This is a genomic window from Aquimarina sp. RZ0 (genome assembly GCF_008370685.1).
GTDB lineage: Bacteria > Bacteroidota > Bacteroidia > Flavobacteriales > Flavobacteriaceae > Aquimarina.
In genome coordinates, this window is sequence record NZ_VTZU01000016.1 from 25,900 (window position 1) to 48,834 (window position 22,935).

16 protein-coding genes are annotated in these 22,935 nt (G+C 33.1%); 13 read left to right on the forward strand and 3 right to left on the reverse strand.

The features are described from left to right. Window positions 1–154: 154 nt before the first annotated feature. From F0000_RS07930 to F0000_RS07965, 8 genes are all read left to right on the forward strand, one after another. Window positions 155–1,660 carry an aspartate aminotransferase family protein gene (locus F0000_RS07930; protein WP_149624179.1) on the forward strand — a complete coding sequence of 502 codons (1,506 nt, stop codon included), beginning with the start codon at window positions 155–157 and terminating at the stop codon, window positions 1,658–1,660. Window positions 1,661–1,668: 8 nt separating this feature from the next. After that, window positions 1,669–3,003: a lysine N(6)-hydroxylase/L-ornithine N(5)-oxygenase family protein gene (locus F0000_RS07935; protein WP_149624180.1), complete on the forward strand. Its 1,335-nt coding sequence runs from the start codon at window positions 1,669–1,671 to the stop codon at window positions 3,001–3,003. Beyond that, entirely contained in the window at window positions 3,000–4,184 is a 1,185-nt protein-coding gene (locus F0000_RS07940; RefSeq protein ID WP_255452667.1) for an MFS transporter, read from the forward strand. The genes F0000_RS07935 and F0000_RS07940 overlap by 4 nt, the downstream gene beginning before the upstream one ends. Before the next feature lie 8 nt (window positions 4,185–4,192). After that, window positions 4,193–6,640 carry a GNAT family N-acetyltransferase gene (locus tag F0000_RS07945; protein ID WP_255452668.1) on the forward strand — a complete coding sequence of 816 codons (2,448 nt, stop codon included), beginning with the start codon at window positions 4,193–4,195 and terminating at the stop codon, window positions 6,638–6,640. Window positions 6,641–6,655: 15 nt separating this feature from the next. Then, on the forward strand, window positions 6,656–9,103 hold the full coding sequence (locus F0000_RS07950; RefSeq protein ID WP_149624181.1) for a GNAT family N-acetyltransferase: 2,448 nt from the start codon (window positions 6,656–6,658) through the stop codon (window positions 9,101–9,103). 89 nt (window positions 9,104–9,192) lie between these two features. Further along, a complete protein-coding gene (locus F0000_RS07955) occupies window positions 9,193–10,116 on the forward strand; it encodes a sterol desaturase family protein (RefSeq protein ID WP_149624182.1) in 924 nt (307 codons plus the stop codon). A 26-nt stretch (window positions 10,117–10,142) separates the two neighbouring features. Beyond that, window positions 10,143–11,258, forward strand: coding sequence for a heparan-alpha-glucosaminide N-acetyltransferase domain-containing protein (locus F0000_RS07960; RefSeq protein ID WP_149624183.1), 1,116 nt, complete (start codon window positions 10,143–10,145; stop codon window positions 11,256–11,258). 4 nt (window positions 11,259–11,262) lie between these two features. Further along, window positions 11,263–12,090 carry a crotonase/enoyl-CoA hydratase family protein gene (locus tag F0000_RS07965; protein WP_149624184.1) on the forward strand — a complete coding sequence of 276 codons (828 nt, stop codon included), beginning with the start codon at window positions 11,263–11,265 and terminating at the stop codon, window positions 12,088–12,090. Window position 12,091: 1 nt separating this feature from the next. Here F0000_RS07965 and F0000_RS07970 read toward each other — a convergent pair whose 3' ends face one another. After that, window positions 12,092–13,108, reverse strand: coding sequence for a helix-turn-helix transcriptional regulator (locus F0000_RS07970; protein ID WP_255452669.1), 1,017 nt, complete (start codon window positions 13,106–13,108; stop codon window positions 12,092–12,094). A gap of 116 nt (window positions 13,109–13,224) precedes the next feature. On the opposite strand from F0000_RS07970, the gene F0000_RS07975 reads away from it, so the two are divergent. From F0000_RS07975 to F0000_RS07985, 3 genes are all read left to right on the forward strand, one after another. Further along, window positions 13,225–15,555 carry a TonB-dependent receptor gene (locus tag F0000_RS07975; protein ID WP_255452670.1) on the forward strand — a complete coding sequence of 777 codons (2,331 nt, stop codon included), beginning with the start codon at window positions 13,225–13,227 and terminating at the stop codon, window positions 15,553–15,555. Window positions 15,556–15,585: 30 nt separating this feature from the next. Continuing rightward, entirely contained in the window at window positions 15,586–16,851 is a 1,266-nt protein-coding gene (locus tag F0000_RS07980; protein ID WP_149624187.1) for a DUF4374 domain-containing protein, read from the forward strand. A gap of 673 nt (window positions 16,852–17,524) precedes the next feature. Then, window positions 17,525–18,697 (forward strand): PepSY domain-containing protein, encoded by a 1,173-nt coding sequence (locus tag F0000_RS07985; RefSeq protein ID WP_149624188.1) that lies wholly within the window; start codon window positions 17,525–17,527, stop codon window positions 18,695–18,697. Between the two features lie 117 nt (window positions 18,698–18,814). Here F0000_RS07985 and F0000_RS07990 read toward each other — a convergent pair whose 3' ends face one another. Both F0000_RS07990 and F0000_RS07995 read right to left on the reverse strand, forming a co-directional pair. Then, window positions 18,815–19,684, reverse strand: a complete 870-nt coding sequence (locus tag F0000_RS07990; protein ID WP_149624189.1) for an SdiA-regulated domain-containing protein — start codon at window positions 19,682–19,684, stop codon at window positions 18,815–18,817. Between the two features lie 214 nt (window positions 19,685–19,898). Continuing rightward, entirely contained in the window at window positions 19,899–20,453 is a 555-nt protein-coding gene (locus tag F0000_RS07995; protein ID WP_149624190.1) for an NUDIX domain-containing protein, read from the reverse strand. A gap of 363 nt (window positions 20,454–20,816) precedes the next feature. On the opposite strand from F0000_RS07995, the gene F0000_RS08000 reads away from it, so the two are divergent. Further along, window positions 20,817–21,080 (forward strand): DUF4212 domain-containing protein, encoded by a 264-nt coding sequence (locus F0000_RS08000; protein ID WP_149624191.1) that lies wholly within the window; start codon window positions 20,817–20,819, stop codon window positions 21,078–21,080. Between the two features lie 20 nt (window positions 21,081–21,100). After that, window positions 21,101–22,891: a sodium:solute symporter family protein gene (locus F0000_RS08005; RefSeq protein ID WP_149624192.1), complete on the forward strand. Its 1,791-nt coding sequence runs from the start codon at window positions 21,101–21,103 to the stop codon at window positions 22,889–22,891. The last annotated feature ends 44 nt before the right edge of the window (window positions 22,892–22,935 follow it).

A 22,935-nucleotide genomic window follows, 5' to 3' on the forward strand; every position in this document is an offset into this window, starting at 1 on the left:
CTTTTTTTAGTGAGAGATGGATGCATCAATAGTAGAAAACATTAATTCCTAATGTTTATAATCAATTAGCGTCTTTTTTTATCCTAAATACGTCATGAATTTATGTTGTTTGAATCTAAATTTGCAAAACTTATTTAGATCAAATAAAAATAATATGCTCTTCGACACACAAACAGATTTAGTTATTGGCCAGAAAGTTAATCAGTTTTTTGACCCACAATCAAAAGATACCTATCAAGAATATATTCAGAAAACAGTTAGTTATCTAACAGAATTTTTGCACAATGAGAATTTTTATAGTGGAGAATCACCTAATGATTTAAGATCCATGACAGATTTGATTACTGCCGATCCACATATAAAATTATCAATAGATGATACTCTCAAAGAAATTAAAGCATTGTACCTTGATCATACGATTGCTTTTCATCATCCTACATATGTTGCCCACCTTAATTGCCCTGTTTTATTACCTTCAATTATTGGTGATTTAATAGCATCCTCTGTAAATACAGCTATAGAAACCTGGGATCAAAGTACTTCAGGTACTTTAATAGAACAGGAAATGATCAGGTGGATTTGTTCAGAAATGGGATTGCCTGCTATTTCTGATGGTATTTTTACAAGTGGTGGTACCCAATCTAATTTTATGGCTCTGTTAATCGCCAGAGATCACTATGCATACAAACATTTTGGGATAAACCTTAAAGAAAATGGCTGGTCTGATGTGGTTTCCAAATTTCGTTTTTTTTGCTCAGAAAAAGCACATTTTAGTATCAAGAAAAATGCCGCTCTCCTGGGGATGGGATATAATGCAGTTATTCCCATAGTGACAGATCAGGAAATAAAAATGCAACCAGATGCCTTAGTACAAGCTATCGAAAAGGAAAAAAAATTAGGGAATATTCCTATTGCCGTAATTGCAACAGCAGGAACTACTGATTTTGGAAGTTTTGATCCCTTAGAAACGATTGCCAAGATTGCAGATGAATATGATATTTGGTTTCACGTGGATGGAGCGTATGGAGGAAGCTATATTTTGACCGAAACCCATCAAGATAAACTAAAAGGGATTGAACAGGCAGATTCTGTCACCATAGATTTTCATAAAACCATGTTTCAATCCGTATGCTCCAGCGCATTTTTAGTAAGAGATACACAGTATTTTAAATATGTATCCTACTATGCGGATTATTTGAATCCTTTAGAATATAGAGATGAAGAATGCCCTAATTTGATTGAAAAATCTATTCAGACAACCAGAAGATTTGATGCTTTAAAGCTTTGGTTTACTCTAAAAATGACAGGAGCTAAGGCTATAGGTTCTTTTCTTGAAAAAGTACACTATTTAGCCTTGGATTTATACCACAGTATCAAAGATGATCCTTGTTTTGAAATTGTTCATAAACCAGAATTAAGTACACTGGTATTTCGCTATAAAATGGCAAATATAGAAGATGATACTATACAAAATACCGTAAATCTATATATAAAGAATACACTTTTTAAATCCGGGCAAGCATCTGTAGCCAGTACTAAACTAAACGGTAATATATATCTGAAATTCACATTACTGAATCCTAAAAGTACACTAGATGATTTATTGAATATCATAGGAATGATTAAGGAAACCGGAAGCGATTACAAAAACAATAATTAAGTACAGTTATGGATACAACAAAAGAAAATATAGTAGACTTTATAGGAATAGGTATTGGTCCAATGAATTTGGGGCTTGCCTGCTTGACAGAACCTATATCTGATCTGAATGGTCTTTTTTTTGATAAGAGAGAAAAATTTGACTGGCATCCGGGAATGTTATTGCAGGATACCACCTTGCAAATTCCATTTATGTCTGATTTAGTGACGCTGGCAGATCCTACCAATCCATTTAGTTTTCTTAATTATATCAAAAAACAAGGAAGAATATATTCTTTTTACATTCGGGAAAACTTTTTACTACTCAGAAATGAATATAATCAATATTGCCAATGGGCTATTGAGAAATTATCAAATATTCATTTTCAGACAGAGGTTACCCAAATAACATATAATGATACAAAACAATGTTATGAAGTATTGGTGCGATCCACAATAACCAATAAGCAAAAAATTTATACGTCCAGAAAATTAGTATTAGGAACCGGAAACCAGCCGTTTATTCCTGAATGTTGTAAAGGTCTAAAAGGTGCTGCAATACACTCTTCATCGTATCTTACTCATAAATCCGCTTTACAGTCCAAGAAATCAATTACAATAATGGGTAGTGGGCAGAGTGCTGCAGAAATTTTCTATGATCTATTACAGGATATTGATCATGAAGGATATGAACTTAACTGGATGACACGTTCACCAAGATTTTTTCCATTAGAATACGCTAAGCTAACATTAGAAATGACTTCGCCAGAATATGTGGATTATTTCTTTAATCTGCCATCTAACAAGCGGGAAAATCTTATCCGGAATCAAAAACACTTATACAAAGGGATTAATCAGGATTTGATAGCCAGTATTTATGATTTAATGTATACAAAACAATTGACCAGTAAAGTAAAGATTTCTCTTAGAACAAATTCTGAGTTGCAAAAGGCAGTATATGATGAGTCATTGTCAAATTTTTATCTGGAAATATATCAACATGAACAAGACAAACACTATAGTCACAAGACAGAAGGACTAGTATTGGCAACAGGATATGCCTATCAACAACCCAAATTCATTGATGGGATCAAAGATCGAATTCGTTGGGATGAAAAAGAAAGATATGCGGTACATCGTAATTATGCTATTGATGAGGAAGGAACGGATATTTTTGTACAGAATGCAGAATTGCATACACACGGATTTGTTACTCCGGATTTAGGAATGGCTTGCTACAGAAATTCATTCATTATTAAAGAACTAACAGGTACAGATTACTATCCTATTGAAAAACGAATTGCTTTTCAGCAGTTTGAAGTGAGTAATGAAGAAGAGATAAAAATAGCCAAATCTGTGTTATGAAAAACTTCCTGATCCTGATCACGTTGGTTGCTGTAGTAAGTGATTATCTTTTACATCCTTTTTATCCTCAGTTTTTTGAAGCACGTTTTGGAATTACAAATCCAGAATATGTAGGATATTATTTTGCTGCAATTTGTTGTATGGTCATGATTGCTTTTCCATTCTGGGCATATATTTCCAGAAAAGTAGCAGAACTCAATATTTTAGTATATACACAATGTATAGCTGGGATTTTGGCACTTTGCTGTTATTGGACAACTTCATATATCAATTTTTGGATAGTTTCTCTTGTGATGATTCTCTTTAAGGGAAGCTACTTATTAGTATATCCATACATTCTTAAAATCATTAATAAAGAAGAGCATCCTGATACTATTGGAGTATTGTCTGTAGTAGTACATTTAGGAGGAGTCCTGGGAGCCATTGTTGGAGGATTAACAGTAGATTTAATAGATGCCAGTTATGTTTTTTTAATCATGGCGATAGGTGATTTTATACAAATGGCGATGAGCGGGTATCTGCTAAGAAGCAAGAAATATGCTACGATAAAAATAGTGGAAGTTACACAAGATAATTCTGAACATGAAAAAGGTGTTCTTAAAAAAGGATTTATTCTCAAAATAGGATTGATTACCATGATATTGTACTTCAGTGATTTTCTGATCAGACCATTTTTTGCAACCTATTGGGAGCATATTTCCGGAGATAATTCTAAACTTATATCAGGAGCTATTTATGCGATTCCGGGATTTGTGGCATTAATTGCGCTATGGATCAATACAAAGAGGAAAACTACCAATGATAGTTTTCAAGGAATTATTTCTGCATTACTTCTTGGATCGGTAGGTTTACTTCTGCAAGGGGTTCCTAATGAGGTGGTTATAATTACAGGAAGAATTATATATGGTTGGGCAATTTTTCAGGGAGTGGTGAGATTTGATGTGCTCTTATTTAAGTTAAGTACTCCGGCATCTTATGCGCTGGATTATAGCAAGGTTCATTTTTTTCAGAATCTAGGGGTACTACTATCGTCATTTTCTGTCGGACTCATGGTAGAAAAACAAGGGTTACAAATACCATTTATAATCGCTTTGAGTGGTTTTATAATCACATTGCTGCTATATCATTTTGTTTTTAAGGTAGCGACTAGAATACCCTCAAAAAGATTCATAAAAACATAAGTGTCAACATGAATACAAGTATAAAAAACATACAAAATAAAGAACACTATTTATTTACCAAATCGTTTGATGGTTTTGGAGAAATCAATATACGTCACTACAGGATCACGCAGGATAGTAAAGAATTACATCAATGGGTAAATCAGGAATATGCTGTTTTTTGGGGAATGCAAGAGTTCTCATTAAAGCAGGTGGAGCAAGAATATGCCAGATTAATGCAACCAGATCATTATGATGTCTTTGTAGGTATCTATGGGGAGCAAACTGTTTTTGTATTAGAAAGATACCATCCTAAAAAAGATGCTATTGGAGACTTGTATTCTGCAAAAAATGAGGATTGCGGAATCCATATTATAGTAGCTCCCCCAAGGGTTAAAATTCCAAATTTTACCTGGTATATTTTTAATACTATTATGGATTTTGTATTTCAGGATCCTACTGTTGATAGGATTATTGTAGAACCAGATATACGTAATAAAAAAATGTTTGCATTATGCCAGCGTATTGGATTTCGGTTAGATAAAATCGTAGAGCTACCAAATAAAGTAGCACAGCTGGCTTTTCTATATAGAGAATCACACCAACAAACCTTATCAGGATCACAAATTAATAAAAGAAGTACCATGAATACGCTGGATACTATAGTTTCGCCACAACAATCAATCGCTCATTTACAATCTGAAGTGTGGGTAAAAGTCAATTCATTGTTTATAAAAAAAGCGATTTGTGAATTTAGTCACGAGCTTCTTATAAAGCCAATAATTCTAAAAGAATTAGAAGATGGCTGGAACGAATATGTTCTAAAAACAGATACACCTGTTATACAATATCAGTTTGTGGCAAAACCTATGGCATTAAATCATTTATGGATAGAACAGACTTCTATCAAAAAATATAATGAAAGCGAATCTGTTGTACTGGATAGTATTCTTTTTGTTAAAGAACTCAGAAAACAGTTAGGTATTAATGAGGCTCAAATGCCCATGTATCTGGAAGAAATTATAAGTACCTTATATGGAAGTGCTTTTAAAACCTTAAAAGGAAATCCAACAGCCAGAGAACTGGTAGCGGCAGATTTTCAGACTATTGAAAAATCTATGACAGCAGGACACCCAGGCTTTATTGCCAATAATGGTCGTATCGGTTTTGATAGTAATGATTATAGAGCATATGCACCAGAAGCAGGAAATTCTTTTTCATTATTGTGGCTGGCAGGACATAAAAGCAAAGCGGTATATGCGGCAACAGAAGATTTGCCTTATGAGAAATTAATACATCAGGAATTAGATGATGATACGCTTACTTCATTTTATACCATCATAAAAAATAAAGGTTTTGATCCAGAAGATTACTTCTTGATCCCAATGCATCCCTGGCAATGGTTTAATAAACTGGCGACTATATTTTCTCCAGAAATAGCAACAGGACATCTAATTTGTTTGGGGTATGGTCCGGATCAATATTTTGCTCAGCAATCCATAAGAACCTTATTTAACAGTACAAACCCCCATAAATTTTATACTAAAACTGCGCTTTCGATTCTAAATATGGGATTTATGAGAGGGCTTCCTTTGTATTATTTGGGGACAGCACCAAAAATGGCGGTATGGTTAGAAACATTATTGTACAATGATCCATATATCAGGGAAACAGGATTTGAAATGCTGGGAGAGATCGCTTCTGTAAGCTATGTGAATCCATATTTTGAAGAATTCGGAACTCATAATGACTATAACAAAATGCTGGCCTCCCTATGGAGAGAAAGTCCCGTAACAGCAATCGATGAAGGACAACAGCTAATGACTATGGCAGCCTTTCTGCATATAGATCATACCGGAGAAGCTTTTTTACCTAATATTATCAAAGCGTCTGCTATATCGATTGAAGACTGGTTAGGTAAATATCTCAAAGCATATTTGAGTCCGTTATTGCATTGTTTTTATCATTTTGATCTGGTCTTTATGCCTCACGGAGAAAATTTAATTATAGTATTAGAAGACTATATTCCAGCTAGAGTATTGCTGAAAGATATTACAGAAGAAGCGTGCATTCTGAGTCCAGATGTCGTGCTACCAGATCACTTAAAACGTATGTATGCTCCAGTACCGGAAGATGTAAAACTATTATCAATATTCACAGATATTTTTGATGGATTCTTTAGGTTTATGTCTCAAGTTTTAGCAGAACATGCTGATTTTTCTGAAGCGCAATTTTGGAAAACAGTAGCATCAGTTATTCATGAATATCAGGCACGCTATCCGGAGAAAGAAGAAAAATTTAAGCAATATGATCTATTTGCTCAGGATTTTCATTTGTCTTGCTTGAATAGGCTTCAATTAAATAATCATACACAAATGATTGATTTAGATGATCCTGTGGCATTACTTCAATTTGCCGGTCGATTAGAAAATCCTATTGCTACGTATAAAAATGATGCGATCAAAGCTGTTTCATAAATTATTGACAAAACTATGAGTGAAGATACTAGAATATCGAATGTTGTTTTTTCAAAATCTATAGAAAATTTAGGAACTATTCATGTGCGTCGTCTGGATGTAAATACTGATATAGAAATTATATATGATTGGGTAACGCGATCCTATGCACGCTATTGGGGAATGCTGAATAAATCATTATCCGAAGTACGTTCTGAATACATTGAATTGATTTCTCGAAAAAATTATGAGGTCTTTGTTGGAGTTTATAAAGGAAAGCTCATTTTTCTAATGGAAAAATATAAAGCTTTATCTGATCGGATTTCTGAATATTATACGGCAAAAGAGACAGATTATGGGATGCATATTTTGATAGCTCCTCCCAAAAATAAAATATCAGGATTCACCTGGAATGTATTTACGACTATTTTGGAATATTTTTTTTGTCAGCCAGATGTCAATAGAATTGTGGTAGAGCCAGATGTACAAAATAAAAAAATTCATGTACTCAATAAAAAAGCTGGTTTTCAATATGTAAAAGAAATAGAACTACCAGAAAAAACTGCTGCATTAGCTCTTTGTGAACGTGGGCAGTATGAAGAGGCAATTAGGGCTCATCAGGAAAAATCAAGAATAATGACAAACATAGATACAACGAATCAACCGACATATAAGCTGGATTATCTCACCACAGAGGTTTGGAAGCTGGTTAATATAAATCTGGTAGCCAAAGCTATTAGTGAGTTTGCTCACGAAATATTATTTACTCCTAAGCTAATAAAAGAAACAGAGATATTTTCTTCTTATATATTGATATCAGATACTCCGGGAACAACATATGAGTTTAATGCTCAAAAACGATCTTTAGATCATTGGGATATTGACGAAAAATCTATTGTAAAAAAGGTGAATGGTACTCCAGAACCGATAGAGGCTCTTACATTTATTATTGATTTTGTATATACCCTAGAAATACCAAAGCACCTACTTTCGATATATTTAGAGGAAATCTCCAGTACATTATCCAGTGCTGCTTACAAATTTGTACATACCAGACGTTCTTCTCAGGAGTTAGTAAAAAGTTCTTTTCAGGTAATAGAGCATGCCATGACTCAGGGACATCCATGTTTTGTGGCTAATAATGGAAGAATTGGGTTTGATAGTGAAGATTATATTAAATATGCTCCAGAGGCTAATGAGCCTTTTAAGATCTACTGGCTGGCCGGGCATAAGAATAAAACCACGTATACGGGAATAAGGAAATACGAATATAATTCGTTAATGCGCAAAGAACTTGGTATTCATACGATATCAAAATTTAATACAAAATTACAATCATTAGGGTTGGATATTGATTCTTATATATTCATACCGGTACATCCTTGGCAATGGAATAATAAGATAGTACAGGTATTTACGGCAGATATAGCCGATCAAAACTTGGTCTTTTTGGGAGAGAGCGAGGATGTTTACTCGGCACAACAATCCATACGCACCCTTTATAATAGTAGTAATCCTACAAAAATGTATACCAAAACAGCATTATCTATTTTGAATATGGGTTTTATGAGAGGGCTTTCTCCTCATTATATGAAAAGTACACCATATATAACTAGCTGGATTAATGAATTATTAGAAAAGGATGAGTATCTAAAACAGACGGGGTTTACAATGTTGGGAGAAGTGGCGACTGTAGGATATCAGAATACTTATTATGAAGTTTTAGGAAAAACGAATGCACACAATAAAATGTTATCTGCATTGTGGAGAGAAAGTCCACATACTAAAATAAATAAAAATCAGCAATTAATGACCATGGCAGCATTGCTTCATATTGATGCAGAAGGAGGTTCTTTCTTAAAAGAAATAATCCAGGCATCACCTTATGATGTAAATGTATGGCTGCAATCATATCTACAAACGTATCTAAGTCCTTTATTACATTGTTTTTATAAATATGAACTGGTGTTTATGCCACACGGGGAAAATATAATCATGGTGATGAAAAATCACACTCCGGTAAAAATTCTAATGAAAGATATTACAGAAGAAGTACTTGTTTTTAATACAGAATTAGATTTACCGACAGAAGTACAACGTTTGTATACAAAGACTTCGGATACCATGAAGGTATTGACACTCTTTACAGATGTATTTGATTGCTTTTTTAGGTTTATGGGAGCAAATCTGAAGAAATATATGGATTATCCAGAAGAATATTTTTGGAAGCAGGTGGCAGCATGCATTCATTCCTATCAAATAGAGCATCCTGAGCTGAAACTAAAATTTGACAAATATGATCTTTTTGTATCAGAATTTGATAGGTGTTGTTTAAATCGGTTACAGCTTAAGAATACACAACAGATGCTAAATCTTGCTGATCCTATGGAAAGTTTGATACTAAAAGGAAAACTGCAAAACCCAATCGCAAAATTTAAAGATCAAACTCAATCCATAAAAAAAGAAATGATATCAAATATATAATACCAATTCCGCTTTTAAAAAAATACTCAAATAAAAAGCATCAATTCCAACAGTAAGGAATATGCAAAAACTATTGTAAAATCTAAATAATGAATGAATCAATCCTGATACTGTTAGATAAATTACGGAGTACATTGGGAATCGTAATCATACTTTTGGTAATTGTAGAGTGGAGTATTCTTACCATTACCAGAAAAATAGAAAGTCACAAAGAAGGTTTTGTTAATATTACATCATATCCCATAGAAGGGATTCCATATATCCTTTTTGGTAAAGTAGTAATTTTAGGAACCATGGCGTGGCTTTATGAACATCGCCTATTTACATTGGGGTACGGCTGGTATGTATGGCTTTTAGGGTATATACTATATGATTTTATGTTTTACTTCTTACATTATATTGGACATAAAGTTCGTTTTTTCTGGTGCATACACGGAGTGCATCATACAGCCGAAGAAATGAAAATGACTGTCGCAGTGAGGGGATCTTTCTTGATATTCATACATATGCCGCATACAATAATATGGCTTCCATTTCTTGGTTTCGACCCTTTTATGATTCTTATTATAGAACAAGTAGCTAATCTTTATGGATTGTATGAACACGCAAGCGAAAAATTGGTAAAAAGACATAAATGGCTCGAGACAATATTTATTACTCCTTCTTTACATCGGGTACATCACGCAAAAAATCATAGATATATAGATACTAACTACGGAGAAACGTTTTCTATTTGGGATCGGATTTTTGGAACACTACAAGAAGAATTAGTGTATGAAAAACCCGTATATGGAGTCATGGGAGATACAATTGACGGGGCAAATTTATGGCAGATACAAATGGTGTTCTGGAAAGATCTATGGAAGGATATGAAATCAGCAGATAGATGGAGTGATAAATTGAGATACGTAATCAACCCTCCAGGCTGGAATCATATTGATGGAGGAAAAATGGCAAATGAATATAGATCAGAAGCATTAAATATTGACAGAAAACTAGAAACAAATCATTAATAATTTACATAATTATTTAGAATAACATGAAAAACTCTAATAGAATTTTAGCAATAGACCTGGCAAGAGGTGTAAGCGTATTAATGGTTATTATAGTACACACACTTTGGATATATGGAGACATTCATACACAATCAGAAACCTGGCTGGGCGCTATGATACATTTTATAGGTAAAGGAACTCCCATGTTCTTAATTGCTATGGGAGTATCTTTTACATTATCACGTAATCAAAGTGTGGTATTATCCATAAAAAGGGCGTTTTATATTTTGGCAATGGGGTATTCAATGAATTTTCTAAAGTTTATACTTCCCACATTAGTTGGAATAATACCTTCTAATTTTATAGAAGCTTATGGATGGACATATCCTGCTACTGCAGAGAATATGATCTATATGCTAGGAACCGGAGATATTCTTCAACTGGCGGGGGTTTCTCTATTGTTCATGGGAGTTATCAATACTTTTTCAAAAAATAAATATATACCATTAATTATTGCATTGCTAATTGTTTTGACAACTAGGGGAATACACGGCTTCCGATTGGATATAGTAGGTGTGGATTATGTTCTTGATCTTTTATGGGGAGCAAAGTGGAATGTTTATTTTGCTGTATTTCCTTGGTTTTCTTTTATTCTTATAGGCATGTTTTTTGGGATGTGGTATAAGGAGAAAAAAAATGATGTCAAGACCATATTCGATAAAATGGGTATTGGCGGAATACTTCTAATGGGTATTGGTGCGGGGTTATGCTACTATAATTTTGAATATCATTTTGGGGATTATTTTCATTTAGGCCCAGGAGGAACTATGTATTTGGCAGGCTTTAATTTGATACTGATGTGGGTATCCAATGTATTAGTAACAAAAGTCAGGGAAAATCCTGTTTTTAACTTCTTCTTCTATTGTAGTAAAAGAGTTACCACCATTTATATGATCCAATGGATACTTATTTGTTGGGGAATGGGATTTTTAGGATATCAGCAATTTGGAGTTGTTGGTGTACTGTTCCTAATTCCTTGTTATACCATAGTAATCTTAGCCATCCAAAAGTTTGTAATAGATAAACTAAGCAGACCAAATACATCTAAAAAGCAATCAGCTACTATTCCTAAAAGGGGAGTGACCATGCAAAAAACGTAATATTATGAGACAATTTAATTGTATTTCTATAGCGTATTATAAAGAAGAAGAACTCTTGTTTTGGAAAATAAAAGACACAGGGATGCCTAACTTTTGTTTAAGAGGGCTCACGGAATTTAGTGAATTTTGTATGTGGATAACAGCATATTTTTCGCACCCGGACAGGCCTTTAAAATTTATAGTTTCCGGCTCCGAACATAAAGATATTTATAATATGGGAGGAGATCTGGCATTTTTTCTGGAGAGTATCAGAACAAACAATGTTCAACAACTAAAGACGTATGCCTACTTATGTATTGATGCTATTTATAATATGTATACTTCATTTGGTTTACCAGTAATCACGATAGCTCTTACAGAAGGGAATGCCTATGGTGGAGGGTTTGAGTGTGCATTAGCACATGATTTTATCGTATCAAATGACAATGTACAATTTGGTCTGCCAGAGAATAAATTCAATTTATTTCCGGGGATGGGTGCCTATAGTTTATTGTATAGAAAACTGAATACCATCGATGCAGATGCCATTATTCGAAGCGGAAAGATATATACATCCAGATATCTGGAATCTTTAGGACTTATAGAAAAAATTGCTGTAAAAGATAGTACGATGCTTGTACTACACAAATTTATAAGAGAGATTAATGAGCGATTTAATTTTGAGTATCATCATATCCAATGTAAAAAACTAATACATCCATTATCAAAACATGAATTACTAAAAATAACAGATGTCTGGTTAGAAGCCTGCATGAAAATTAGCCAATTTGATCTGCGTAAAATGGAGATCTTATCAAAGGCACAATCCAGAAAGTCCAAAGTAGTATTATAAACTATGTTTTTTCGGTTACCAAGGTATTTCTGAATTTTTTTGGAGTAATTCCTTCGATTTTCTTGAATGCAGCTGTAAAATGTGTGGCATTTTTGTAACCGACCAGTTCTGAAATTTCATAAATAGGTTTTGTACTATGATATAATAATTGTTTGGCTTTTTTCATCCGCAGTTCGGTAGCATACTCAAAAATTGTTTGACCAAATACTCTCTTGAATTCTTTTTTGAGCGCAAAATCATTCAATCCTATTTCGCGAGCCAGTTGTTGTATAGAATACTGTATAGAAAGATCTGAAGAAATCAGATGCTGAGTTTTATATAGCTTTTTAACCAGTTTATCAGGTTGGTTTTTGATTTCTTGAGTATTTGATTTTTTAGTATCTAATTTGAGCGTAATTAATTCCAGTATTTTTGATTCTAAGAATAAACGTTTTAATAGACCATTTTTTTTGTCAGATATAATTTCAGAAAGTATTTCTTGTGTTTTGCTGCACAATGGTCTTATAAAATTATCTTGAGACCTCATTAATGCATACCGATTCAGAATATCATACGCTTCATAAAGGCGATGTCTTTTTAGAAATGAAACATCCATTCTGATTTTAATTTCTTTTAGATGCTTGCGTTTATGATAGGCTATAGAACCAGTGATATCTTGTACATATACCAGGTAACTTTCCTGACTTTCATATATAAAATCATTGACTAGCGTATCAATTTTTATGATTTGTTCTCCTTCAATAAGGAAAGAGAGCTCAAGCAAATCTTTGGATAAATATCCTGTAATGGTAAAGTCTTTTTTTAAAACCACATCAAATATGTAAACGTATAATCCATTAAAATGATAAGATTCAAAATGACCAGTGCCATATTCTTCTAAGAATTTGAATTTTTTAAAAATAATGCCACATTGTTCCTGGGTACTTATTAATTGAGATATAGCGTATAATGCACAGTTGTCTTTTTTGCTATTGGTTTCGGTTTTAAGCGACGTTGCTTCACGTCTTTTTTTATCCATAATACGTCATTTTTCTCTTTTTATAGATAGTAATTTTGTAACTATATTTATTTAGATCAAATATAAATAATATTGTAATGTCTAACTGAATTGTTCAAAAAAAATTGTAGTTGTCAGTGATAATTTTACGAAAAGAATGGAATGCTTGTATGTTGTTTTTTGCTGTACTATCGTGTAGTGCTCAACATAATATTCAGGGAATTGTTTTAGATCAAAAATCTACTCCGATTGTAGGTGCTACAATTGTAGTAAAAGGCCTAAAAAAACTGGGGGTTACAACTGATTTTGAGGGTCAATTTGTTATCTCAGTTCCAGAAGGTTCTTACACTTTGGAAACTAGTTATATTGGTTTTAAAAAAAGTACCAAAACAATAACAGTATCTACTGCAGATCCCGTATTCCTTACCATCGTTTTACAAGAGGATATTGAAGAACTTAATAGTGTTACTGTCAGAGGGAAAACTGAAAACGAGAAAAAAAGAAGTACAGGATATGCTATTAATGTTATAGAAGCCAAAGAGCTAAAAAATATCCCGACAGATATCAATCAGGTTATAAAGAGTATTCCAGGAATTAATTTGAGAGAAGCAGGAGGGTTAGGATCTAATTTTAAGTTGGCACTAAATGGATTAGCAGGGAATCAGGTTCGATATTTTATAGACGGAATTCCTATGGAAAATTTTGGTTCTTCCTTGACGCTTAATAATTTCCCTGTAAATCTTATTAAATCCGTTGAGGTTTATAAAGGAGTTGTTCCTGTTTCTTTGGGATCAGATGCATTGGGAGGGGCAATAAATATAATAACAGAAGGGAAGAAAGAAAACTATGTAGATGCCAGTTATAGTATTGGTTCTTTTAATACTCATAGAACAGCTTTGAATGCTCAATATAGTAATGCGCATAAAAATTATGTAAAGTTAATTTCATTTTTTAATTATTCAGATAATGATTATTTGATGAGAGATGTTCCACTTTTTGATCTTGAATTAGGGAATTTTTTGGGAAATATTGACGTCAACAGGTTTTATGATCAATATACCTCTACGATGTTATCTGCCGAGTTTGGGGTTTTTGATAAGAAGTATGCCGATCAATGGTATGTTCGTTTAACGAGTGCTTATAATAAAAATGAGTACCAACATCCTGATAATAATATTTTACGAGTGCTTGGCGAATTTAATACAGAAGGTAATACAATTTTATTGTCTACCGTGTACGAGAAAGAAATAGATAAATTAGGAATAAAACTATCAGGTCTTGTCGGAAATGTAAAGGAAATCAACGATGATACCAGTACCCGAAAATATAACTGGGCAGGAGATTTTATAGAACGAGATCCTTCTGATGGATTAGGAGAATTGGGGGTTGCCCGGTCTTTATTTCGGCTAACAGATCAATTGATTAATAGCCAGGCAAATGCTAAATATACGATCACTGATGCTCATAGTTTAGAAGGTAATTATACATTTAATTATTTAAGACGTAAAGGCAAGGATGATATAAACCCGGTAAATTTCTCCTTTAGAGAACCCAGTACCTTGTCAAAAAATATTTTTGGTGTATCCTATACGTTAAAAAGTATAAGATATAAATATGATATTTCATTTTTTGCAAAACAGTATTTGTTTTCTGGAAAGCAAAAAAACGCAAATACAGAAGAAGTAACAACAGTTGATTTCTCAGACACAGGATATGGAGGAGTGTTGGCCCTAAATCCATTGAGTTATCTAACCATAAAGGCTTCTTATGAGAAATCCTATAGAATTCCGGAAAGTTACGAGTTATTAGGAGATGGATTATTTATACTACCTAATTTTGAATTAACACCAGAAGAAAGTGATAATATTAATATTGGAGGTAGGTTGAATACTTCTTTTTCATTTTTTAGCCTTGTCTATAGTGCAAATGTATTCTATCGAAAATCAATTGATTTTATACGCTTGAAAAGACCAGAAGGTGTGTTTAGCGAATATGATAATATAACTAATGTAACTTCAAAAGGTATAGAATCTGGGGTTAAAGCTTCCTTCAACAATAAAATTGAAGCTCAATTCAATATTACCTATCAAGATATTATAGATAAGGATAGACTTGATGAAGGTGTAGAAAATGCTGCTTTTGATAGTAGAGTCCCTAATATCCCATATTTCTTTTGGAATACCAGAATGGGTTCTAAATTCTTTAAGAATAGACTTTCAATATATTGGAATTACTCATTTACAGAATCCTTCTTTTTAAAAACAGAGAATAATGGGAACCCTCTTGATAAAAATGATATCCCTGTGCAACATGTGCATGGGATTGATATAGATTATAATTGGAAACAAGGTAGATATAATCTTTCTGCTTCAGTCACGAATCTAACAGATGCATTGGTTTTTGACAATTTCAGAATTCAAAAACCAGGAAGGGCATTGTATCTAAAATTCAGATACTTTTTACAATAATGAATATTCACTTTTTAAAATAAATATGAAATGAAACAAATAAAAATAACCACTTTATTAGCAATAGTAATTTTGCTTGCAATTACTGCTTGTAGCAGTGATGACGAGACTACGGGAGGAGGTGTTGTTGAACCGGATGTTACAGGACAATCATCAAAAGGTTTTGTAATGGCATTAAGAACAACAGGAGATAACGAAACCGATTATATCGTGAGTAAAGAAGATATTATGTCTGGAGAAATTTCTGCAGAAGGAACAGGAATCGAACTCACAAGTTGGAGATTTTTCTATCCCGTAGGTAAAACTCTTTTTAGTACAGGATATAGTGAAGATAACCAGGGAGCCGCCTATGCAGATAACGGACAGGGAAGCATAGAAAAAAAAGGAGGTTTTATTTTTGACAATGCACTAGAAATGTTTGGTGCCACAAATGATAAAACTACTTTACTGGCGATGGAAATTAACAGAGAAGATCCAACAAGGAGATTACATTTTATGGATGCTCAAAATGGTTTGGTCACAGAAATTAAAAATATAAGTATTTATCAGGAGATTGATAATCAGGATCCAGTAAACTCTATTCTTTCATGGCCAACAGCTCTCGAAGTAAGAGGAGATAATTTTTTTATACCATTCCATAAGGTAAATACTAATACAGAATCTGTTGAGCCAGATGAAGCCTTAGTAGCAATATATCCTTTTCCTGCTGTTGGCAGTGCGCCAGAAAAAATTATAACAGATAATAGAACGGGACCCATAGGTGTCAATGGAGCAACTACAGGTTTGATAGAAACTGCGAATGGTGACCTATATTCATTCTCTTGTGGTGCTGTGATGGCAGGATTTAAAGAAGCCTCTACAAAACCTTCAGGTATCTTGAAAATCAAAAGTAATGAAACAGAATTCGATAGTGACTACTTTTTTAATATTGAGGAAGCTACTAACGGTGGAAAATTATTCTCACTAGATTATGCGGGTGGTACTAAGGCGATTGCTAGAATTTTAACGAGCGATACAGGTGAAATTTGGGGTGCCTTCACAAGAAAACCTGAAGCTTTTAATCAAAAATTAGTCATTATAGATCTAGAAGCAAAAACTGTTACAGATGTAGCTAATGTTCCGCTACATGCAAAAAGATATACATCTCCAATTCTGGTAGAAGCTGGGAAAGCATATGTAAGTATAGAGACTGCAACTGATGCTCATGTATATCAAGTGGATATAGAAACTGCAACAAGCACAAAAGGCGCAAAAATAATAGGGAAAACAATAAAAGGATTCTTTAGATTACAATGATTTAAGAAAAAAAGTGTCCCGTCAACCTCTTGATAAAAAGGAACTGTTGTATGTATATGTAGACTATTATTTCTAAAAACCTACAATTGATACGAGACTGACTTTTAAAGTTAAAATTTAGGGATATTTCTATCCAATCTTATATACTCTTAAAACCTAAATTAAAAATAATACGATTTGTGATTAAAAAATTCGTATAAATTCATTGAATTATTTTTTCTTTATGCAAGGCAAAAAAATCAAGCATAGCTATAGCTACGGTTTATTTTTTAAACGAAGTAGAAAGGAAAAAGAAACGATGAATATGCGAAATTTTTAGTTATAAATCGTATAATACTAATTGTTGTTTGAATTTACTCGATAATCGAGATTTAAATGCTCCGAGGCTTGCCTCGAAATCAAAATGTTTTTTTCAATAAATGCCCCGTGGGCTTGCCCCGAGGTAGTTTAAATGAAAAGCAAGATTTTTTTATCTCGGTGAATAAGAAAAATCAATCATAGCAAGGTTACGGTTTGTTTTTATGCTGAAGCTGAGGTGAAAAAAGAACATTTTATTCCAGTAAATTCAAACAGTAAATGGTATAAGTAGCGTACTGTTTTTAGTTGGTTTATTGAGTTTTAACATTCAAGGAATAAGATTTTTATAGATACTTTTTTTTATTAATGACCTGATATGACAGATAAAACAGAAAAGAAAAATAGACGTAAAACAATTCTTAAAATTCATCGAATACTTGGGTTAATTACAGGTGCGGTGCTTTTTATTGTTTCGGTTACAGGATGTCTTTGGGTTTTTAAAGAAGAAATCGAAAGCTTTTATGATGATTATAAATATGTAATTCCGCAAGAACAAGATTTTGTAAGTTCTTCTGAAGTAAAAAGGATTGCAGAAAGTATCATTCCTGATAGAGCTATTCACGGGGTGATCTACGGAAAACCAAATGAAGCGATAGAGGTGGTTTTTTATGAAGCAGAACCAGAGGTGTTTTATCATAGCGTTTTCTTAAACCCATATACGGGCAAATTTATTAAGAGCTTGGATAATAATTCGGGCTTCTTTGGTTTTATACTAAAAGGGCATATAGGGCTATGGTTGCCAGAAGCAATTGGTTCCAGAATCGTATCTTATTCAGTCCTACTTTTTTTAATCATATTAATGACAGGAGTATTGCTTTGGTGGCCCAAAAAAATGAAAAACTTAAAAGCTCGACTAAGATTCAAATGGAATGACAAAACCCGTTGGAAACGTAAGAATTTTGACTTGCATACCATCATCGGTTTTTATGTATCCTCATTTGGTTTGATACTGGCTTTTACCGGATGTGTAATGGCTTTTAACTGGTTTTATTTTATCGCGTATAAGGCTACAGGAGGTGATAAAGCACCACAATTTATAGTTCCTAACAGTGCTAGTCCTTATACCGATATATCAGATAAGGTTCCGGCATATGACAAGCTGATTCCGATATTATATAAAACTTATAAAACTGCAAAAAGTTTTGAATTACATTATCCAGAAAATGATACGACATCAATTCTTGTTGAGGTGAGTAATTCTGACGGATTATATTACAATATGGATTATCTTTTCTTTGATCAGAATACACTACAAGAGATCGAGACGACCAGTATCTATGGTAAATATAAAGATGCAAAATTTGCAGATAAAGTAATCCGGATGAACTATGATATCCATATAGGAGCTATAGGTGGTATTGCCGGAAAAGTAATTGCTTTTTTAGTAAGTTTTCTTTGTGCTTCACTACCAGTAAGTGGTGTTTTGCTTTGGTATGGCAGGAAATATAAGCGTATTAGAACCAATAAACTTAGTTTAATAAGTTCATAGCTATATTTTACAGAATTCATAGTATTGATGCACATAGTCAGGATGAAGTAATCCGGATATAAAACTAAAACACTAATGAGAGTGCATTATAAACAAAAATATGGAAATCAATAAGCACTACTCAAGTGTATATTTGTATAATTTCCCTTTTCTATTGTTCCTTTTTTCATCAACTATAAAAACTGAATTCTCGTCGTTAAAACATATTCCTTCTTTCTGAGAAAAGTGGTTAAGTTTTATTTTTTTAATAGTCCCCTGAAATACATCATCACCTTTGAAATCTGTTAATAGAAAAATTTTATTATAAGTAAGAAGAACTATTTTATTACCTCTTGTATTAATCGCTGCACTGCTTATAAAACAATCATTGGGATCATTACCTATTTTGAACGAAGTAATCAATTTTGCTACCTGTTTACCCGGTTGAGCTAAAACTTTGTATAGTTTAGTTTCTCCCTTAAATTTACTACTTCTGTTCTTAGTGAATAGAAAAAAGCTTCCGTTTTTATAGATAAAAGCCTCAACATCAAAATTTCTATTCTTCTTTTTTGGAGGGAATTCTTTTTGATCTTCCAGGCTAAACTGAATTTTATGAGATTCTATTTTTTCAGAATCAATTCCCGAAATTTTATAAATAGTGAGATCCTTCCGTTTGTTATCATTATTACCAAAATCCCCTATGTATATATTACCTTGATTATCAAATGTTAAATCTTCCCAGTCAATATTTTTAGCATTTGGAATTTTAAACTCTTTTACAATCTCTCCTTCTTCATTTATTTTAAAAAGAGTGTTGTCATTTCCAGAATCATTAATTGCATATATAAAAGCAGTACCAGATATTTTGGTAATGCCAGAGATTTCTTTTAACCTATTTGATAAAACATTAATCTGTAAAAGATCAGTTTTTTCCTTTTTTTGACAACTAACCGATATAGATGCGATTAATAAAAGTAATAATATTTTTGATTTTAATGGTAACGTCAATTTTTTAGTTTTTTTATTTCAGACTTCGAGTATCTGATTTATTTTTCTAATTCTCAAAATAGGTAGTCTGTTAAGTAGGTTTAGCCTTCTTGTTGTTTCTCTATGTAAATTGTAATAGTTTCAATCTATGTCTACTTTTTTTAGTATTGGATGCAAAAATACTATAGTTTATTTTTGCCCTATGAAGTTACAATAGTTATAGAGAATATTAGAATTAATCTAATCGATTTATGATTTCCTTAAGAATAAAATTGTAGTATTCAGTTGTATGAGGAACATACCTGGTAGCCAATAGATCATCCGTAAGATCAGCTTTAAAATCGGTTATTGGTATACGTTTGACAGCTGCAACTTCTTCTTCTTGAAGCGTAAGTTCTTCTATGGCAGTGTCGAATTTTGAAACATATATATGATTAATCTCATTGTCAAAAAAGTTTGGTTTTGGCTGCTTTTTAGATACGTATGTTCCTATAAAAATTAGTTCTTCTTCAGAAAGAGATACTCCTATTTCTTCTTCAATTTCTCTGATAGCAGAATTTTTGGGCGTCTCACCAGCAGCTATATGTCCGGCAACGGATATATCCCAAAGATTAGGAAACGTATCCTTATTATGAGCACGCTTTTGTAAAAGAATATTTCCGTCTACAGTATACAACCAAACATGAACACTTGCATGAAATAATCCTAATCGATGCGCATCCGCTTTTAATCTTATTTCTCCAGTCAGAAGACCATTTTCATCTAATATATCAATAAATTCATCTGTCATAAATACTGTATTACTCGATAATCGAGATTAAAATACTCCGGCTTGCCTCGAAATCAAATTTCTTTTTCAATAAATGCCTCGTGGGCTTGCTCCGATATAGTTTATTTTTTAAAAATAATATTAAAAAATGAACTAAAATATTACTTTTTAGTAAATGAACTCATCTTGACTTTTTATTTTTAACCAAAAATGAGTTGAAATTTGACCAGATGAGTGCAGGTACTTTAATTCTTAAAGTAATATATTTAACAAATGATCATTGTATACCAAATGGATTTTATTGTAGCACATTGAAACATTTATTTAGTATTATTTTAATTTAAAAATTACATTAGTAATAGATAGCATTATAAAATCAACAAAATGACAGAAAAGCAAAAAATAGCGAATGCATACTGGAAAGAAAATATAAAATACCTTTTTATATTACTATCAATTTGGTTCGTAGTTTCATATGGTGCAGGTATTTTGTTTAAAGATTGGTTAAATCACATTCGGTTAGGAGGTTTCCGATTAGGATTTTGGTTTGCACAACAAGGTGCTATCTATACATTTGTAATTTTAATTTTTATCTATGTGCGGTTGATGAACAAATTAGATAAGAAATATGGATATGATAGAGAATAAATCATTTTAATATAACAAGAATGAGTGTACAAATTTGGACATATCTATTAGTTGGAATCACTTTTGCCGTATATATTGGTATTGCTATCTGGTCTAGGGCGGGGTCAACAAAAGAATTCTATGTTGCCGGAGGTGGAGTATCTCCATTAGCAAACGGGATGGCAACTGCTGCTGATTGGATGAGTGCTGCTTCTTTTATTTCTATGGCAGGTATTATTGCTTTTGACGGGTATGACGGAGCAGTTTATCTAATGGGATGGACAGGAGGCTATGTATTGCTAGCTTTATTGTTAGCTCCATATCTCAGAAAATTTGGAAAATTTACAGTTCCTGATTTTATCGGAGATCGCTATTATTCTAAAACTGCCAGATCAGTAGCAGTATTTTGTGCGCTTCTGGTTTCATTTACATATGTAGCAGGTCAAATGAGAGGTGTAGGCATCGTTTTTTCCCGGTTCTTAGAAGTAGAGATTAATACAGGTGTTCTTATAGGAATGATTATCGTACTGTTTTATGCTGTTCTCGGTGGTATGAAAGGAATTACCTATACGCAGGTAGCTCAGTATTGTGTATTGATTTTTGCTTTTATGGTTCCCGCAATATTTATTTCTATCCAGATGACCGGAAACCCAATTCCGCAGTTAGGATTCGGTGATACTGTAGCGGATGGCTCTGGAACGTATCTTTTGGATAAATTGGATGGACTCAGTGTAGCACTTGGATTTGATGCTTATACCGACGGGTCTAAAACCATGTTAGATGTTTTTACAATTACCTTAGCTTTGATGGTAGGAACAGCAGGATTGCCTCACGTTATTGTTCGTTTTTTTACTGTAAAACGAGTAAAAGACGCTCGTAAATCAGCAGGGTATGCATTGCTACTAATCGCAATTTTATATACCACAGCACCAGCAGTAGCAGTTTTTGCAAAGACAAACCTTATTGAATCGGTACATAATAAAGAGTATCAAGAACTGCCCTCGTGGTTTAAAAATTGGGAGCATACAGGTCTGTTAGGTTGGATTGATAAAAATGGAGATGGTAAGGTACAGTATGCAAAGGGACATGTAGTACAAGGAAATAAAAATAAACCTGTTTTTGAGAAAGAAAAAAGAGGGCAAAAAGGAGAACGAATTATTAGTAATGTAAATCCAGCTTCAGAAAATGAACTGTTTGTAGATCGAGATATTATGGTATTGGCTAATCCAGAAATAGCGAATTTACCAAATTGGGTAATTGCTCTGGTCGCGGCAGGAGGATTAGCAGCTGCGCTTTCTACAGCAGCCGGACTGTTATTGGTGATTTCATCTTCGGTATCTCATGATTTAATTAAAAAGATGATCAAGCCTGATATTTCTGAAAAAGGAGAATTGATGGCAGCGCGTATATCGGCAGTAGCGGCTGTGTGCGTTGCAGGATATTTTGGGATTAATCCGCCAGGATTTGTGGCCGCAGTAGTTGCCCTGGCTTTTGGATTAGCAGCTGCCTCTTTTTTTCCTGCAATTGTACTAGGAATTTTTTATAAAAGGATGAATAAGGAAGGAGCGATCTCGGGAATGATCGTAGGAATTATATGTATGCTTCTTTATATGGTCAAATATAAATTAGGATGGTTTGATGACGTAGTTCCTTCCTCAAATGAATGGTGGTTCGGTATTTCTCCAGAAGGTTTTGGGGCAATTGCAATGAGTATTAATTTCATAATATCATTGGTAGTTTGTCAATTCACAGCAAAACCACCCAAAGAAGTACAAGAAATAGTAGAAAACATTAGAATACCAGGCAATGCGGGAAGACCTACACACGAATGATTAGCTATAAAAATTGATACACTATACTTTATAAATTTTTCAAC